This is a genomic window from Achromobacter spanius (assembly GCF_029637605.1).
GTDB classification, from domain to species: domain Bacteria; phylum Pseudomonadota; class Gammaproteobacteria; order Burkholderiales; family Burkholderiaceae_B; genus Achromobacter; species Achromobacter spanius_E.
Window position 1 is genome coordinate 1,382,164 of sequence record NZ_CP121261.1, and the last position, 17,953, is coordinate 1,400,116.

The 17,953-nt window shown below is 63.9% G+C and carries 12 protein-coding genes and 1 pseudogene; 8 read left to right on the top strand and 5 right to left on the bottom strand.

The window, feature by feature from the left end; genetic code table 11:
• Positions 1-14 precede the first annotated feature (14 nt).
• On the top strand, positions 15-1,868 hold the full coding sequence (locus P8T11_RS06045) for an EAL domain-containing protein (protein ID WP_268077786.1): 1,854 nt from the start codon (positions 15-17) through the stop codon (positions 1,866-1,868).
• 165 nt (positions 1,869-2,033) lie between these two features.
• Here P8T11_RS06045 and P8T11_RS06050 read toward each other — a convergent pair.
• Positions 2,034-3,509: pseudogene (locus P8T11_RS06050) on the bottom strand (methyl-accepting chemotaxis protein); the annotation flags it as partial.
• 187 nt (positions 3,510-3,696) lie between these two features.
• Between P8T11_RS06050 and P8T11_RS06055 the strand changes: the two are divergent.
• Together P8T11_RS06055 and P8T11_RS06060 are read left to right on the top strand one after the other, a co-directional pair.
• Positions 3,697-4,857 carry an acyl-CoA dehydrogenase family protein gene (locus P8T11_RS06055; RefSeq protein WP_050446881.1) on the top strand — a complete coding sequence of 387 codons (1,161 nt, stop codon included), beginning with the start codon at positions 3,697-3,699 and terminating at the stop codon, positions 4,855-4,857.
• 16 nt (positions 4,858-4,873) lie between these two features.
• Positions 4,874-6,247, top strand: coding sequence for an MmgE/PrpD family protein (locus P8T11_RS06060; protein ID WP_268077785.1), 1,374 nt, complete (start codon positions 4,874-4,876; stop codon positions 6,245-6,247).
• An 896-nt stretch (positions 6,248-7,143) separates the two neighbouring features.
• Here the strand turns inward: P8T11_RS06060 and rph are convergent.
• Entirely contained in the window at positions 7,144-7,878 is a 735-nt protein-coding gene (gene rph / locus P8T11_RS06065; protein WP_277550765.1) for a ribonuclease PH, read from the bottom strand.
• Between the two features lie 181 nt (positions 7,879-8,059).
• On the opposite strand from rph, the gene P8T11_RS06070 reads away from it, so the two are divergent.
• Entirely contained in the window at positions 8,060-8,992 is a 933-nt protein-coding gene (locus P8T11_RS06070) for a YicC/YloC family endoribonuclease (protein ID WP_277550763.1), read from the top strand.
• Positions 8,993-9,127: 135 nt separating this feature from the next.
• The gene (locus P8T11_RS06075; RefSeq protein WP_268077784.1) at positions 9,128-10,024 is read left to right on the top strand and encodes a LysR family transcriptional regulator; all 897 of its coding nucleotides are present in this window, start codon (positions 9,128-9,130) and stop codon (positions 10,022-10,024) included.
• A gap of 52 nt (positions 10,025-10,076) precedes the next feature.
• On the opposite strand, the gene P8T11_RS06080 is transcribed toward P8T11_RS06075, so the two are convergent.
• Together P8T11_RS06080 and P8T11_RS06085 are read right to left on the bottom strand one after the other, a co-directional pair.
• On the bottom strand, positions 10,077-11,564 hold the full coding sequence (locus tag P8T11_RS06080) for an amino acid permease (protein WP_278072177.1): 1,488 nt from the start codon (positions 11,562-11,564) through the stop codon (positions 10,077-10,079).
• Between the two features lie 203 nt (positions 11,565-11,767).
• A complete protein-coding gene (locus tag P8T11_RS06085) occupies positions 11,768-13,267 on the bottom strand; it encodes an AMP nucleosidase (RefSeq protein ID WP_418910248.1) in 1,500 nt (499 codons plus the stop codon).
• 229 nt (positions 13,268-13,496) lie between these two features.
• On the opposite strand from P8T11_RS06085, the gene P8T11_RS06090 reads away from it, so the two are divergent.
• From P8T11_RS06090 to P8T11_RS06100, 3 genes are all read left to right on the top strand, one after another.
• A complete protein-coding gene (locus P8T11_RS06090; protein ID WP_268077782.1) occupies positions 13,497-13,850 on the top strand; it encodes a hypothetical protein in 354 nt (117 codons plus the stop codon).
• Positions 13,851-13,916: 66 nt separating this feature from the next.
• On the top strand, positions 13,917-16,016 hold the full coding sequence (locus tag P8T11_RS06095) for a TonB-dependent receptor (protein WP_268077781.1): 2,100 nt from the start codon (positions 13,917-13,919) through the stop codon (positions 16,014-16,016).
• Positions 16,017-16,259: 243 nt separating this feature from the next.
• Complete coding sequence (locus P8T11_RS06100; protein ID WP_268077780.1) at positions 16,260-16,856, top strand: C40 family peptidase; 597 nt, start codon at positions 16,260-16,262, stop codon at positions 16,854-16,856.
• Positions 16,857-16,988: 132 nt separating this feature from the next.
• On the opposite strand, the gene P8T11_RS06105 is transcribed toward P8T11_RS06100, so the two are convergent.
• Positions 16,989-17,759 (bottom strand): SDR family oxidoreductase, encoded by a 771-nt coding sequence (locus P8T11_RS06105; protein ID WP_050446890.1) that lies wholly within the window; start codon positions 17,757-17,759, stop codon positions 16,989-16,991.
• Between the last annotated feature and the right edge of the window lie 194 nt (positions 17,760-17,953).

A 17,953-nucleotide genomic window follows, 5' to 3' on the forward strand; every position in this document is an offset into this window, starting at 1 on the left:
TGAACGCCTAGGCGATGACATCCCTACACGCTCTGCCTCGGCCGATTGCGGCCCGCACGCCTCTCACTCTGTCGGGCGATGCGCCCGCAACCGTCGGCTTGGCCGGCATCTTGCAAGATCGTTTGCTGCGACCCCGCTTTCAGCCGGTGGTTGACCTGTCTCACACGCGCATCTACGGGCATGAAAGCCTGATACGCGGTCCCGCCGACACCGCCCTGCACTTCCCGGACGCGCTTTTTGCCGAAGCCCGGCGCCGAGGCCTGCACCCGCAACTGGAGTTGGCCAGCTTTCGGGCCGGGGCCCAGGGGTTCCACGACAACGAGGCTTCCGGCAAGCTGTTCCTGAACCTGTCCGGCTCGGCGCTGATCCATTTCTGGACGCTGTGGGGCGGCGACATGCCTGGGCACCTGCTTGAAGGTTGCGCACTGCCGGCTTCCAGCATCATCGTTGAGCTGACCGAACAAGACCCGTTGTCCGACCACATCGGCGAACTGACCAATGCCTTTGCCTGCCTGCGCGAGCACGGCATGCGCATCGCGCTGGATGACTACGGCGTGGGCAACTCGAATTTGCAGCTATGGGCCGAAATGCAGCCCGACCTGGTCAAGATCGACCGCTACTTCTTCGACGGCATCGGGCACGACGACCGCAAGCAAAGCATGGTGCGCGCCATTTTGAAGGTGGCCCAGCACCTGGGCACCTCCATCGTGGCCGAAGGCATCGAGACCGCCGAAGACCTGGCCGTGGTGCGCGAACTGGACATCCGCTACGCGCAAGGCTGGTTCCTGGGGCGGCCCGAAGAAACCTTGCTGACCGAGCTGACCGCGCCGGTGCGCGATTCGCTGCGCGTGCGCAGCACCGGCCCCCTGTCGCAACGCGCGGCGGGCGGCACGGCGGCCAGCCTGCGCGTGGAAGCGCCGGCCGCCTTGCTGGACAAGCACACCAACGATGACGTGCACCGGCTTTTTATCGAACACAAAGCCATGCACGCCGTGGCGGTGGTCGACGCCGATAACCGGCCGGTGGGCATCATCAACCGGCGCGACTTCTCGGAACACTACGCGCAGCGCTACACGCGCGAACTGTTCGGCCGCGACCGCTGTTCAACCTTCATGAACGCCGAACCGGTGCTGGTGGACCTGAACGTGTCCATCGACCAGCTCAGCCACGTGCTGATATCGGAAGACCAGCGCTACCTGATGGACGGCCTGATCATCACGCGGGATGGCCGTTACGACGGCTTGGCAACCGGCGAAACGCTGGTGCGTTCCGTGACCGAAATGCGGATCGAGGCGGCGCGCTACGCCAACCCGCTGACGTCCCTGCCCGGCAACATTCCCATCAGCCGCCACATTGCAACGCTACTGGAAGACGCGGCCGACTTCACCGTTTGCTATGGCGATCTGAACAACTTCAAGCCCTTCAACGACGTCTACGGCTACTGGCGCGGCGACGACATGATCATGTTGACCGCCGAGGTCATCAAGCACCACTGCGACCCCTTGCGCGACTTTGTCGGCCATGTAGGCGGCGATGATTTCGTGGTGCTGTTCCGCAGCCCGGACTGGACCGAGCGCGTGCAGCGCATCATCGTGGAATTCAACGAACAGGCCACGGCCCTGTACGACGACCTGGGCCGCAAGAATGGCGGCATCGAAGCGGAAGACCGCTACGGTGTGCCGCGCTTCTTTCCCTTCGTCACGCTGGGCGTGGGCGCGCTGACCGTCACCCCCTCGCTATGCGAGCGCATCCGCCCGGAGGACATCGCGTCGGCTGCCGCGAACGTCAAGCACAAGGTCAAGCATGGGAACCTGTCGCTGGTGATCGAGCGCTACACCGGCGGCGTCCTGCCCGACCTGGCCGCGTAGCTGGCCAATCGAGGCCTGCACGGCCGAGGCGTTTTGCGCCGCCTGGGCAATCTGAAATACGGCCACCGCCCGCCGCAGGCCTTGCGCCTGGATTTCCAGGGCGGCGGCGGCGGCAGCGGTTTGCTCGACCATGGCGGCGTTTTCCTGTGTGGACCGTTCAATGTCGGCCACCGCGTCGTTCACCGACGCAATGCCAGCGGCCTGCTCGGCCGTCGCGTTTGAGATTTCGGCCACGATCTGCGTCACCCGGTCCACCGACACCACCATGTCGCGCATGGTGTCGCCGGCCAGGTTCACTTGACGCACGCCGGCCTGCACGCGCTCGGCGGAGTCTTCGATCAGCCCCTTGATTTCCTTGGCGGCCTGCGCGCTGCGTTGCGCCAGCGAGCGCACTTCGCCCGCCACCACCGCGAAACCCTTGCCCTGCTCGCCCGCACGGGCCGCCTCGACAGCGGCGTTCAAGGCCAGGATGTTGGTCTGAAAGGCAATGCTGTCCACCACGCCCACAATTTCACCGATACGGCGCGCGCTGTCGGCAATGCCCTGCATGCTTTGCACCACCTCGTCCACCGCGCGCCCGCCGCGCTGGGCCAGTTGCGTGGCGCTTTCCGCCTGGCGGCTGGCCAGGTCGGCATTACCCGCCGTGAGCTGGACGGTGTGGGCCAACTGCGTCATGTTGGCGGCGGCTTCCTGCAAGGACCCGGCCTGGCGCGCGGTGCGGTCGGACATGTCCGCACCGCCTGCCGCGATCTCGCCCGAGCCGGTGTGAATTTCCTCGACACCATGGCGCACCGACGCAACTGCCGCAGACAACCCCGTCTGCATGCGGCGCATGGCCGAATACAGCACGCCGATTTCGTTGTCGCCGCGCATGGCGATGGCACCGGTCAGGTCGCCATCGGCAATACGGTCGAAGTGCGCGCCGGCCTCATTCAGCGGGCGCAGAATGCCGCGCCGAAACGCCAGCCGGATCAGCACGGCCAGCAACAGCACCACCGCCAGCACCACGCCGGCCACCATGATGACGCGCTGCAGGGTTTGGCTGGCGCTGGCAACGGCGGCCTGGCCCTGCTCGCGTGCGTAGGTCTGATAGGCGTCCGCCTGCTTCACATAGGCCGCGCCACTGGCCGGCAGCACCTTGTCCACCAGCCGGTTCACTTCAATGCCGTTCCAGGCTTGCGTCGCTTGCAGCATGGGCGTCATGGTCTGGTCCGCGAAGGCGGTGTAGGCCGCCAGCAGTTGTTCAAACAGCGGGCCGCCTTGCGCGCTGGTGTCCGGGTTGGCGCGCAGTTGCGCCAGGCTTTCGCCCGCCTGTTTGAGCAGCGCCTCGGCATGAGCTAACGATTGGTTGCGCGCGTCTTCCAGCCCGCCCTCCATGCTGGTCTTGGCGTCGGCCAGCGCGGCGCGCGCCTGGAACAGCCGGCTGGTCATGTCGGCCAGGTCGCTGGCGCGCTCGATACTGCCCTGGCCCAGCGCTTCGATGTCCGCGCGGTTATCGCGCAATACCGCGATGCCCGCCGCCGCCGCTATCGCAAACAACAAGACAAACAACGCCAGAATGGCCGATACCGCCGTGGTGACCCTGAGATTTTTCCGCATATCCATCCGTATGAAACCGGGCGCCGTAAGGCGCAGTGCCATGGATTATGGACAGGCAGTTTGGCAATTTCTTGACACAACTGCCCTGAACACGGACCAACGCCCGTCATGAAAGTGCGCTTTTGCGAACAGGAACCCCGTATTAAGGAATTGTGAATTGGCACGGCCGCGCCCATGCGGCACATTCGATGCTGTACCGATCCATCCTCTTGTCTCTCACCACACCCCTATGCCCCACGCCTCACACGACTATCAGGACATCCGCGAAGCCGTGCGCGATCTTTGCGCGCAATTTCCCGGCGAGTATTTCCGCAAGGTTGATGAAGAACGCGGCTACCCCGAAGACTTTGTCCGCGCACTGACCGAGGCCGGTTGGCTGGCCGCGCTGATTCCCCAGGAATACGGCGGCTCGGGGCTGGGCTTGACCGAAGCGTCGGTCATCATGGAAGAAATCAACCGCAGCGGCGGCAATTCCGGCGCCTGCCACGGCCAGATGTACAACATGGGCACCTTGCTGCGCCACGGCTCGGAAGCGCAGAAGCGCGAGTACCTGCCGCGCATCGCCGCGGGCGAACTGCGGTTGCAGTCGATGGGCGTTACCGAACCCACCACCGGCACCGACACCACCAAGATCAAGACCACCGCCGTGCGCCGTGGCGACCGCTACGTCATCAATGGCCAGAAGGTCTGGATTTCGCGCGTGCAGCATTCGGACTTGATGATCCTGCTGGCGCGCACCACGCCACTGGACCAGGTCACGCGCAAATCCGAAGGCATGTCGATCTTCTTGGTGGACCTGCACCACGCCGTCAAGCACGGCATGACGATCCGCCCCATTCCCAACATGGTCAATCACGAGACCAATGAATTGTTTTTCGACAACCTGGAAATTCCCGTCGAAAACCTGATCGGTGAAGAAGGCAAAGGCTTCAAGTACATCCTGGATGGCCTGAATGCCGAACGCACGTTGATTGCCGCCGAGTGCATCGGCGACGGCTACTGGTTCGTGGACAAGGTCACCGCGTATGCGAAGGAACGCATGGTGTTCGGCCGCCCCATCGGCCAGAACCAGGGCGTGCAATTCCCCATCGCGCGCGCCCACATCAACGTGGAAGCCGCCAGCCTGATGCGTTACGAAGCCTGCCGGCTGTTCGACGCGCACCAGCCCTGCGGCGCGCAGGCAAACATGGCCAAGCTGCTGGCGGCGGATGCGTCTTGGGAAGCCGCCAACGCCTGCCTGCAGTTTCACGGCGGATTCGGCTTTGCCACCGAATACGACGTGGAACGCAAATTCCGTGAGACGCGGCTTTATCAGGTGGCGCCGATTTCGACGAACCTGATTCTGTCTTACGTCGCCGAACACATCCTGGGCTTGCCCCGTTCCTTCTGACCCGACGCCAATGCTCATGACTGCAACCAAAGATACCTCTGATCTAAGCGCCGAACTGGCCGCCTTCGCCGCCAACCTGCGCTACGAAGACATCCCAGCGCCGGTATTGCGCCGCGCCGAAGACCTGCTGCTGGATTGCCTGGCGTCGATACTCGCCGGCGCGTCGGCGCGCGCGGTACTGGCCATGGATCGCTATGCCGCTGCAATGGGGCCGACCGATGGCCCCAGCGAAGTGCTGATCAACCGCCGCCGGACCACGCCGCTGTTTGCCGCCATGGTGAACGCGGCAGCGGCCCACGTGGTGGAGCAGGACGACGTCCACAACGGCTCGGTGTTTCATCCGGCCGCCGTGGTGTTTCCGCCCGCGCTAGCGGTTGCGCAGGCGCTGGGAAGTTCGGGGCGTGATCTGTTGGTGGCGTCCGTGGCGGGCTACGAAGTGGGCATCCGGGTGGGAGAATTCCTGGGCCGCTCGCACTACAAGATTTTCCACACGACGGGCACGGCCGGCACTTTGGCCGCCGCCGTCACCACCGGCCGTTTGCTCAAGCTCACACCCGAACAGATGCTGCACGCCTTGGGCTCGGCCGGCACGCAGGCGGCGGGTCTGTGGGAATTTCTGCGCGATGCGGCCGACTCCAAGCAACTGCATACGGCCAAGGCCGCGGCCGATGGCATGACCGCCGCCTACCTGGCGCAAGAAGGCTTTACCGGCGCGCGCCACATCCTGGAAGGCCCGCAAGGCATGGCGGCGGGCATGTCCACGGATGCGGATCCGTCCAAGCTTTGCGACCGCCTGGGCGAACGTTGGGCCTTGGCGGAAACATCATTCAAGTTCCATGCTTCATGCCGTCACACGCACCCGGCGGCGGACGCCTTGCAACAGGCGCTGCGGGACAACAAGCTGACGGAGGCGGATGTAGAGCGCGTGGTGGCGCATGTGCACCAGGGCGCGATTGATGTGCTGGGGCCGGTGGTCAACCCGCAAACGGTGCATCAGTCCAAGTTTTCGATGGGCACGGTGCTGGCGCTGATCGCCCGCCAAGGGCGCGCGGGCTTGGCGGAATTTGATGCGGGGCTGGATGATCCGGCCGTGGCCGCTTTCCGTGGGAAAGTGGAGATGGTGCTGGATGCCGAGGTCGACAATGCCTATCCGCAGCGTTGGATCGGCAAGGTCACCGTCACCACGCGCGACGGCCGCACGCTGCACGGCCGCGTCGACGAACCCAAGGGCGACCCCGGCAACACCCTGAGCCGCCCCGAAATCGAAGACAAGACACTAAGCCTGGGCCGCTACGCCGATGCGGCGACGGAACAAGAGCTACGCAGCCTGATCGATAAAATCTGGGGCTTGGAACAGGCAGACAAGGTAGGCGAATTACTGCCCACGTAGGATGGGTGCAGCGCGAAGATTTCATCAAAAAGAAAGATGAAATCAAACGCGCGAAACCCATCAAGCAGCGCTGAAGCCCAAGCCAATTCAGCCAAAGAACCAGCAAGGCCAGTAGTCACCGCCGAACGATGGGTTACGCGCGTTTCTCAGCCGAATTCTTGCCAGCCGCCTCCCGCGCTGCACCCATCCTACGTGGCAAGCAGCCACGTATCTCCCCGTAGGATGGGTGTAGCGCGAAGATTTCATCAAAAAGAAAGATGAAATCAAACGCGCGAAACCCATCAAGCAGCGCTGAAGCCCAAGCCAATTCAGCCAAAGAACCAGCAAGGCCAGTAGTCATCGCCGAACAATGGGTTACGCGCGTTTCCCAGCCGAATTCTTGCCCGCCGCTTGCCGCGCTGCACCCATCCTACGTGGCAAGCAGCCACATGTCTCCCCGTAGGATGGGTGCAGCGCGAAGATTTCATCAAAAAGAAAGATAAAATCAAACGCGCGAAACCCATCAAGCAGCGGTGAAGCCCGAGCCAATTCAGCCAAAGAACCAGCAAGGCCAGTAGTCACCGCCGAACGATGGGTTACGCGCGTTTCCCGGCAGAGTTCTTGCCAGCCGCCTCCCGCGCTGCACCCATCCTACGTGGCAAGCAGCCACATGTCTCCCCGTAGGATGGGTGCAGCGCGAAGATTTCATCAAAAAGAAAGATGAAATCAAACGCGCGAAACCCATCAAGCAGCGCTGAAGCCCAAGCCAATTCAGCCAAAGAACCAGCAAGGCCAGTAGTCATCGCCGAACGATGGGTTACGCGCGTTTCCCAGCCGAATTCTTGCCAGCCGCCTCCCGCGCTTCACCCATCCTACAAGGTCAGGCCAGCGCAGCGCGTTTAGGCGGACCAATCAGGTCACACCAGTGCAGCCCGCTGCGCCCTGACCAGGCTTGCAATCCCGCCTTCCGCCAATACCAGCATGGTGTCCAACTCGGCGCGGGTGAAGGTTGCGCCTTCGCCAGTGCCTTGCACTTCCACGAACGCTCCGCTGCCCGTCATGATGACGTTGACGTCGGCGTCGCAGGCGGAATCTTCCTGGTAGTCCAGATCCAGCACCGAACGCCCTTGCACCAAGCCCACGGACACGGCGGCGACTGCATCGCGGATCGGGTTTACCGCCAGGTCGCCGCGCTTCATCAGCAAGGCCACGGCGTCGGCCGCCGCTACCCAGGCGCCAGTGATGCTGGCGCAACGGGTGCCGCCGTCAGCCTGGAGCACATCGCAATCCAAATGCAAGGTGCGTTCGCCCAGTGCGCGCATGTCGAACACGGCACGCAAGCTGCGGCCGATCAGGCGTTGGATTTCCTGCGTGCGGCCGCTTTGCTTGCCGCGCGCGGCTTCGCGGTCACCGCGCGTGTGCGTCGCGCGCGGCAGCATGCCGTATTCCGCCGTGACCCAGCCTTCGCCCTTGCCCTTCAGAAACGGCGGCACCTTTTCCAGCACGCTGGCGGTGCACAGCACGTGCGTGTCGCCCGCCTTCACCAGTACCGACCCTTCGGCGTAGCGCGTGAATCCGCGCTCCAGGCTGAACGGGCGCAGTTCGTCGACGGCGCGGCCAGACGGACGGGCGATGGTGGGCGTATTGGTCACAGGCAGACTCCAGACAGAAATAGGGTTCGCGGCATTGTACGGGCAGCGGCCGCAGGAAATCCCGGCTTGGAGTATCCTGCCGCGATATATCCGGTTCAATAAACAGACCCGCCGCCTTTACCAGGATGCCGCGGGTCCCGGCGCAACCGGCTCTTACCCCAAGCTTCACCAGGACACGCCCATGATTCGCAGCATGACCGCCTTCGGCAACGCCCGAGCAGACCTAGAACAAGGCACGCTTGCCATTGAACTGCGCAGCGTCAACAGCCGCTTCCTTGATTTGTATTTCCGCTTGCCCGACGAATTGCGCCACGTTGAAACGCCGCTGCGCGAACTGCTGACGGCCAATCTGGCGCGCGGCAAGGTCGAGATTCGTGTGTCGTTCACCCGCAATGCCAGCACCGACCTGTCCAAGCTGGACCCGACCTGGCTGGAAAGCCTGGCCGAGCAGCTCCAGGCTGCCCGCCGCATTCTTCCCGACATCGCGCCCCCCCGGCTGGTGGAACTGTTCAACTGGCCCGGTCAACGCGGCAATGATGCGCTGGACCCGCAGATCTGGGGCGCCGCTTGTTTGCAAGCCGCACAACAGGCCCTGACCCAATTGCAGGAAGGCCGCGCGCGCGAAGGCGAACGCCTGGCCGGCATGATGCGCGAATGCGCCGATGGGGTCGCCCGCGTGGTTGACATCGTTCAGGCGCATTTGCCGCAATTGCTGGCCGACCACCGCGAGAAGCTGGCCGCCAAGCTGCGCGAAAGCGTGGAGTCGGCCTTTCCGGGCGGTTTCACGCACATCTCGGGCACGGAGTTGTCCGAACGCCTGTCACAGGAAGCCAACCTGTTTGCGCTGCGCATTGATGTCGCGGAAGAATTGTCGCGGTTGCGTTCGCACCTTGAGGAATTGCGTCACCTGCTGACCGACGGCGGCGGCAAAGCGGCGTCGGGCAAGAAGAATGCCGGCAGCGCGGGCAAGCGCCTGGATTTCCTGTTCCAGGAAATGAACCGCGAGGCCAACACCCTGGGCTCCAAGGCCGGCAGCATGGATGTGACGCGCGCCGCCATGGATCTGAAATTGCTTATCGAGCAAATGCGCGAACAAGCGCAGAACATCGAATAACGCCGCGCGCGTTACCCAAGCTCAAGGCCGCGATAACGCGGCCTTTTTGCATTCCAGACTTTTCCTATTCGGGCGCCCACGCGGGCGTGTTGTCATGGCGGGTTTACTTTCAGGACGTACCGATTAGGAATCGCCATGTTCCGCAAGACCTTTCTGCCGCCCGTCGCCAACCTGCTGGCTTTCGAAGCAGTCGCCCGGCGCAACAGCGTGTCGCGCGCGGCGGATGAGCTCCACCTGACGCAAAGCGCGGTATCGCGCCAGATTCACCAGCTTGAAACGCAATTGGGCGTCACGCTGTTCCATCGTGTGCGCCAACGGGTGGTGTTAAGCGATGCGGGCCGCGCCTATGCCTCCGAAGTGCGCATACTGTTGCACCAGCTTTCCGACGCCACGCGCCGCACCATGGCGTGCACACGGCGCGACCAGCTCAATCTGGCGGTGCTGCCCACGCTGGGCACCCGATGGCTCATCCCCCGCCTGGGGGACTTCATGGCGCGCAAGCCCGAGGTCACCATCAACTTCACCTCGCGCACCCTGCCCTTCGAGTTTTCGCAAGAACCCTTTGACGCAGCCATCCACTTTGGCGCGCCTTACTGGGCCGGCGCCGTGTGCGAATACCTGATGCCCGAGGAAGTCATCGCGGTATGCAGCCCCAGCTATCAACGGCGCCACGGCATCCGACATATCGCGGACCTGGCCCAAGTGGTGCTGCTGCACCAGACCTCACGCCCCGCGCAATGGGCCACGTGGTTCGACCAGCACGGCGCCAGTTCAGCGCGCGCCATGCAGGGCCCACATTTCGAGCAGGCATCCATGCTGGCGCAAGCCGCCGCTTCAAGCCTGGGCGCAGCGCTGCTTCCCCGTTTTCTGGTTGAACGCGAGATCGACTCGGGCGAGCTGATCCAACTGTTTCCGCAAGTGCTGAGCAGCACCGATGCCTACTATTTCGTCTACCCGCAAGCGCAGGCGGACACGCCGCTGGTGCGCGAATTTGGCGCATGGATGCTTGAGCAGTGCCGGCCCACGCCCTGAACTCGGCGTGGCGCTGGATCGTCCTTGCCGGACCATCCAGCGCCTGAAATTCCTAACGCGCCTCGCCCGCCGCGGGCTCTCCGCGCAAGGCTGAATCCAGGTATTCGCTGCGCGCCCGAGGCTCCGGAAAACGCATGTCCCGGTAGCTGATGAAACGCGAACCCCGCGCCAAGCGGTAACCCAGCCAGATCAGCAGGAACAGCGGAATGCCGATGTAGGTGGCCACCACGCCGCCCCAATCAATGCGGTCTTGCAGGAAGGCCTGGTAGTTCTGGCCCAGCGTGATCACCAGGCACAGCACGAAGGCGAAGATCGGGCCAAAGGGAAAGAACGGCGATACATAAGGCAGGTCGGCCAGGCTGTGGCCTTGCTTCACATACCCGCGCCGGAATCGATAGTGGCTGATGGCAATGCCCAGCCACGCGATAAAGCCGGTCATGCCGGACGTATTCAGCAGCCAGATGTACACCGCGTTAGGGCTGAAGATAAAGGTGAAGAAGCACAAGGCCGCCACCACGGTCGTGGCCAGCAACGCCCACAGCGGCACGCCATGGCGCGAAATACGGCCAAAAATGCGCGGTGCCTTGCCTTCGCGGGCCAGGCTGTACAGCATGCGGGTGGCCGCGTACATGCCCGAATTACCCGCCGACAACACCGACGTCAGCACCACGGCGTTCATCACGGACGCCGCCCCCAGCAGACCGGCGCGTTCGAAGATCAGCGCAAACGGGCTGACGCTGATGTCTTCGACGTCGTTGCGCAGCAGATGCGGGTCGGTATACGGGATCAGCAGGCCGATCACCAGAATCGCCATCACATAGAACAGCAGAATGCGCCAGAACACCTGGCGAACCGCTCGCGGCAGGTTGCGTGCCGGGTCCTTGGATTCGCCCGCGGCGATGCCGATAAGCTCGGTGCCCTGGAAAGAAAACCCCACCACCATCGCCACGCCGATCAAGGCGGCGAAACCTCCGGCGAAAGGCGCATCGCCCACCGTCCAGTTGGCCACGCCACCTGTTTCACCGCCCCGGATAATGCCCAGCAGCATCATCACGCCCATGGCCACGAAACCCAGCACGGCCACGACCTTGATCAGCGCAAACCAGAACTCCGCTTCGCCGAAGCCGCGCGCCGACATCGCGTTCAACCCGAAGGTAATCGCCAGGAACAAGGCGCTCCAGTAAAAGCCCGGCACGTCGGGAAACCAGTACGCCATGACGAGCTGCGCGGCCACCAGGTCCACCGCCACGGTTACCGCCCAGTTGTACCAATAGTTCCAACCCAGCGCGAAGCCGAAGCCGTCTTCGACGTAGCGCGCACCGTAGGTGGAAAACGAGCCGGACACGGGCATGGCAGCAGCCAATTCACCCAGGCTGGTCATCAGGAAATAGACCATCACGCCGATCAGCACGTAGCCCAACAACGCGCCGCCCGGGCCCGCGGTGGCGATGGTCGCGCCCGAGGCCACGAACAGCCCCGTGCCAATGGAGCCACCTACCGCGATCATTGTCAGGTGGCGCGCGGACAAGGTGCGCCGCAACTCCGAAGGCGCGCCCGCCTGCGCCGCGCGCTTACCGCCGGAGCGGCGTTCATCGTGTTCCGAGGGGGCCAAAGTGCATTCCTTCACGTCTTGAAAGCGTCCGCGCATTTGCCGCGCGAAAGCCGGGGATTACCGAGCAACGCGCGAGAATAGCGCAAACCCGCTCGCCGCAAAAACGGCGAGGGTTTGGGGACGGATCAGATCTACTGGAAGGCCGTTTCCATGAAGGTGCGCAGCTTGCGCGAATGCAGGCGTTCAGGCGGCATGTCGCGCAGGCGTTCCAGCGCGCGGATGCCAATTTCCAGATGCTGGTTGACCTGCCGTCGATAGAACACGCTGGCCATTCCGGGCAGTTTCAATTCACCGTGCAGGGGCTTGTCGGATACACATAGCAACGTGCCATAAGGCACCCGGAATCGAAAACCATTGGCCGCGATGGTGGCCGATTCCATGTCCAGCGCAATGGCTCTGGACTGCGCAAAGCGCTCGACCAGTTCAACGTGGTCGCGCAGTTCCCAGTTGCGGTTGTCGATGGTGGCAACGGTGCCCGTGCGCATGATGCGTTTCAGGTCCCAGCCCGACAAGCCGGCCACCTCTTCCACCGCCTGCTCCAAGGCGACCTGCACCTCGGCCAGGGCGGGCACCGGCACCCAGGTGGGCAGGTCGTCGTCCAGGACGTGGTCTTCGCGCACATAGCCGTGCGCCAGCACGTAGTCGCCCAGGCGCTGGGAATCTCGCAGGCCGGCGCAATGGCCCAGCATCAACCAGGCGTGCGGGCGCAGCACGGCGATGTGATCGGTGATGGTCTTGGCGTTGGACGGCCCCACGCCGATATTCACCAACGTAATGCCGGAGTGGTCGCCACGCACCAGGTGATAGGCGGGCATTTGCGGCAGGCGCACGCCCTGGCCTTCGTCGCCAGGCCCGTTTTCGCCGCGCCGCGTGATGCGGTTGCCCGGCTCGACCAGCATGTCGTAGTCTTCGTTGCCGCTGGCCATCAGCGCGCGAGCGCGGGCGCAGAATTCGTCGACATAGAACTGGTAATTGGTGAACAGCACAAAATTCTGAAAGTGCGCCGGCGCGGTGGACGTGTAGTGCTGCAAGCGGTGCAGCGAATAGTCGACGCGTTGCGCGGTAAATGGCGCCAGCGGCTTGGGCTCACCTTCTTTGCCGCGCCAGGAGCCATTCACGATGGCGTCGTCGGTGACGGCCAGGTCAGGCACGTCGAACAGGTCGCGAAGCGGACGCTTCAACGCCTCAAGGTGCTCGCCTTCCACATAAGCGCCTTCCGGGAAGGCGAAATGCAACGGGATGGGGGAATCGGATTCGCCCACTTCCACCGCCACGCGGTGATTCTGCAGCAACTGCCCTACCTGTTCGATCAGGTAATCGCGGAACAATTCGGGTTGGGTGATGGTGGTTTGATACACGCCGGGTTCGGCCACATGGCCGTAGGACAAGCGTGTGTCGATCGGGTCGTAGGTTTCAACCACGATACGGATGGCCGGGTAATACGCGCGGGCACGCTCGGGGCTGTTGCCGGGGCCTTTGAGCACCTCGCGGAAAGCGGCGCGCAGGAATGCCGTGTTGCGCGCGTAGATTTCGGCCAGCCGGTCGACGGCGGCCCGCGCATCCTGAAAGGGTTCAAAGGGCAAGGCGTCGGGCCGGTTCATGGAAGACAAAGGGTGTACTGCGTTCATCATTGAGCTCTACTCCGCTTCTTATCTGTCTTATCGGTTTGCACGCCATCAGGTTGCACGCCCATTGGGTTGAACGTCTGGTGCGTGTCATTCCCTAAAGCGCCGATGTGGACGATTATGCCCGAGCCCTTCGCGCCTGAAGTGACACATTCAGCCCTGTCACGACCAGGCAGGCATCGCGCACGCGATCGAAACGATATATCATTCCGTACTTTATTTTTGCCGCCGACGGATGCATTTGCAGCTTTCCCCACCCCGCAACGCCCCGCCGCTATTCACGCGGTGGGCGGTACTCTGCTGGGTGTGCGCCTGCCTGCTGCTGGCGCCCGTCGGCAACCTTCGCCACGCGCTTACCCACCTGGGCGAGCCGCCCGCCGCCAGCCACGACGACGCCCCCCCGCAACACAAGCAAGGCCATTGCGACCTATGCGATCTATGGGATCTGCTGGATGCGCCGCTGCCGTCGTCGTTTCATTGGAATGCGGCCCCTACCGCCACTTCCACGCCCGCGTTCGCAGCGCCGACCAGCGCCATCGCCGTCAGCGGCACGTGGTTCCAATCCCGCGCGCCGCCCGTCCAGGGCTGAAATCCGCAAACCTCCCCTGTTCTGATTTCATCCGCCGGCCCTTGCGCCGGCTTCTGGATTGCCACCATGAGTTTCCCGACCTATTCCGCCGGGGCGCGCGCCGCGCTGCGCGCTGTTGCCATGCGCCCGTTAACGCTGGCCTGCCTGGCCGCCTTGCCCTATGCCCTTCCCACCGCCGTGCAGGCGCAAACGTCATCAGACGCCGCCACGCTGGCGCCCGTCGTCATTACCGCCAATCCCCTGGGCAGCGACGCGCTGACCACGCCCGCCAGCGCGCTGGAAGGCCAAGGCCTGGCGTTGCGCCGCGCCTCGAACCTGGGTGAAACGTTGAACGGGCTGCCCGGCGTATCCACCACCAGCTACGGCCCCATGGTGGGCCGGCCCATCATCCGAGGGCTGGACGGCGACCGGATCCGCCTGTTGAACAACGGCGTCGGCATGCTGGATGCGTCATCGCTGTCGTTCGACCACGCCGTGCCGCAGGACCCGCTGTCGATGAACCGGGTGGAGGTGCTGCGCGGCCCCGCCGCCCTGCTCTACGGGGGCAACGCCATTGGCGGTGTCGTCAACACCGTGGACAACCGTATTCCCACTGAACCCATCGACGGCGTGCACGGCGAAGTGGGCGGCAGCTACGGCGGCGCCAACAATGACCGCAACGGCGCCGTGCAACTGGAAGGCGGCGACGGCACTTTTGCCATCCACGCCGATGTGTTCGGGCGCAAGACCGACACGCTGCGCATTCCGGGCTATGCCCGCACGGCGCAGCAACGCGCGGCCGACGGGCCAGACACCGATCAAGCGCGTGGGCGGCTGCCCAACAGCGACGGCGAAGCCAGCGGCGGCGCTTTAGGCATGTCATGGACGAGCGATCACGGCTATGCAGGCCTGTCCTACAGCGGTTACGACGCCAACTATGGGTCGGTCGCCGAAGAAGACGTGCGCATCAAGATGCACCAGGAACGCTTCGGCGCGGCCGGCGAGCTGCGCGACCTGGACGGGCCGTTCAAAAGCATCAAGCTCAACTTCGCCTACACCGACTACCAGCACAAGGAAGTGGAAGACGGCGAAACCGGCACGGTTTTCAAGAACCGCGGCTATGAGGCTCGCATCGAGGCGCGCCACGCCGACATCGGCCCGTTGCACGGTGTGCTGGGCCTGCAATTCGGGCAAACACGCTTCTCGGCGCTGGGCGATGAAGCACTGGTGCCCACCACCGACACCGATTCCGCCGCGCTTTTTGCGCTGGAGGAATGGGACCTGACCGACCGGTTCACGCTGTCAGCCGGCGCTCGTATCGATCACACGCGATTGACCCCGACGGCGGGCGGCAACGACCGTTTCGACGGATCCTCGCGTCGCGACTTCAACGCGGGCAGCTTTTCGGTGGGCGGCATCTACAAGCTGGACAGCCGCTGGTCGGTCGCCGCCAACGGCGCCTATACCGAGCGCGCGCCCACCTTCTACGAGCTATACGCCAACGGCCCCCACGCCGCCACCGGCCAATACCTGGTCGGCGACCAGAACCTGGGCAAGGAACGCGCGTGGTCGGGCGACCTGTCGTTGCGCTACAAAAACGACACCGACCACGGCAGCATCGGGGTGTTCTACAGCAGCTTTTCCAACTATCTGGCGGAAACGAACACCGGGCGCTACCGCAATGACGACGGCGACGTGGTCGCGGCGGGCGACGACGACGCACTGCCCGAGGCGCGCTACCAAGGCGTACCCGCCCGCCTGTACGGCCTGGAAGCCGAAAACGTGACGCGGGTGTTGCAGCGCGACGGCCACACGCTGGACTTGGGCTTGTCCGGCGACTACACCCTCTCGCGCAATCGGGATACGGGGCGTTCGCTGCCACGCATTCCGCCGCTGCGCCTGCGCGTGGCGCTGGACTACGGCTACGGGCCCTACAGCGCGGGGGTGAGCGTGTCCAAAGCCTTCGCCCAGCACGACCATCCGGCCAATGACACCTCTACCGCCGGGTACTACAGCCTGGACGCCAACGCCGGCTACCGCTTCAAGACCACCGGCGTGCAATGGGAGGCCTACCTGCGCGGCTTGAACCTGACCAATCAAGACATCCGCTATGCCACGTCGGTACTGCGCGATGTGGCGCCCGAAGGCGGACGCGCCGTCATGGTGGGCTTGCGCGGCAGCTTCTGACGCGAGGCCGGCCAACCCGCCGCATTGGACGTGCGAAATGCTGCGACCGTTACGCCGTTCCCCCTGAAGGGCGTAACGGATCCCCTCAAATTTTGCGGCATTGCACTACAAATGTAATGAAACTTTATTCCACTATAATTCAACAGCTTCCGGGCCTTCTGCGTCCCGAAGCGGCCCCTTTCCGCCGGCTTGCCATCCTCCAGGCAAAGCCATGCCGCCTACTCCGATTTCTGAAGTGACGTAATGACGCCGCCCACGCGAAAAGTCCGAATTGCCAATTTCCGCATTCCCGTTTTCCTGTCAGCCCCCCTGCTTGCCCTGAGCCTCTCGTGGATACCAGGCGCCGCCCAGGCCTCCCTGCCCACCGAGCAAGCCCGCCCCACGCTCAGCGGCCTGCGCCTGGCGCAAGAGCCCACCGTGCCCACCTTGCGTGAACGCGTCGTGCAAGCAGGCCTGGACGCAATCGGCACCCCGTACAGCTGGGGTGGCGACGACGCCGAAGGCTTCGACTGCAGCGGTTTGGTGCTGTATGTCTACCGCGAGATCGCCGGGCTTGAACTTCCCCGCACCGCGCGCGCCCAGCGCAGCGAAGGGAAGTCCGTACCCAACAAGAAAGAACTGCGTCCCGGCGACCTGGTCTTTTTTGCCACTCGTGGCCGCGGCGTCACGTCGCATGTGGGCATCTACATTGGCCAGAACAAATTCGTCCATGCGCCCCGGCGCGGCACCAAGGTGCGTATCGATGAGATGAAGAATCCCTACTGGACCAAGCGCTACGTGGGCGCGCGGCGCTATCTGGACACCACGCAGGGCCAGATGCTGGCGCAGGCGTCGCGCTAAGGCCTCGCCTTAAGGCTGCGCGTCAAGGCATCTGGGGCCTATCGGACCGGCGCAAAAAAAGGCGCCCGCCGGGCGCCTAGTACGTCAGGGGCATCGAAGCCTGCCAGGCGATAGCCGGCAGGCTTCGTGCATTCAGCCCCGGCCCACGAAGGGCATGTTCGTTGCCATGATGGTCATGAACTGCACATTGGCATCCAGAGGCAGGCGCGCCATCGCGGCGACGGCTTGCGCCACGTGCGCCACGTCCATGCGCGGCTCGACCTTCGTGCTGCCGTCGGCCTGCAGGATGCCGGCAGCCATGCGCTCGGTCATGTCGGTGGCGGCGTTGCCGATGTCGATCTGCCCGCAGGCAATGCCGTAGGGGCGGCAATCGAGCGAGATGGATTTGGTCAGGCCGGTCACGGCGTGCTTCGTGGCCGTATAGGCAATCGAAAACGGGCGTGGCGCGTGGGCGGAAATAGACCCGTTATTGATGATGCGGCCGCCTTGCGGGGACTGCGCCTTCATGACGCGGATGGCGGCTTGCGCGCACAGGAACATGCCGGTCAGGTTGGTGTCGACAACTTCGCGCCACACCGACACGGGCAGTTCTTCGATGGGCATGGCCGGCGCGCCGCGCCCCGCGTTATTGAACAGCACGTCCAGGCGGCCATATTCACGCTGTGCCGTGTCGAATAGATCACGCACGGCATGCTCGTCCGAGACATCGGTGGGCACCACCAAGGCACGCACCCCGTCTTCGCCCGCCGCCGTGCGGGTGGCTTCAAGCGGGTCGCGTCGGCGGCCCGCCAGCACCACCCGATAGCCTTGAGCCAGAAATTCCAGCGCTACCGCACGCCCAATTCCTGTCCCGGCACCGGTTACCAGGGCTACGCGCGGCGGTTCGATCTCGTTCGCATGCATCGAATTCTCCTTGTTATCAATCGGCGAGATGCTACCGCAATCATTCTTGCGAAGCTGCAAGCAAAGTTTCCAATGCAGACACAATGCGGCGCGTCCGCTTGCAAGCAGAAGAAACGCGGGATGCTCGACATCAGGTCACAAAACGCGCGCGATCTGTCACAAGTCTTTATATAATTCCTGGAAATTAGCTTATT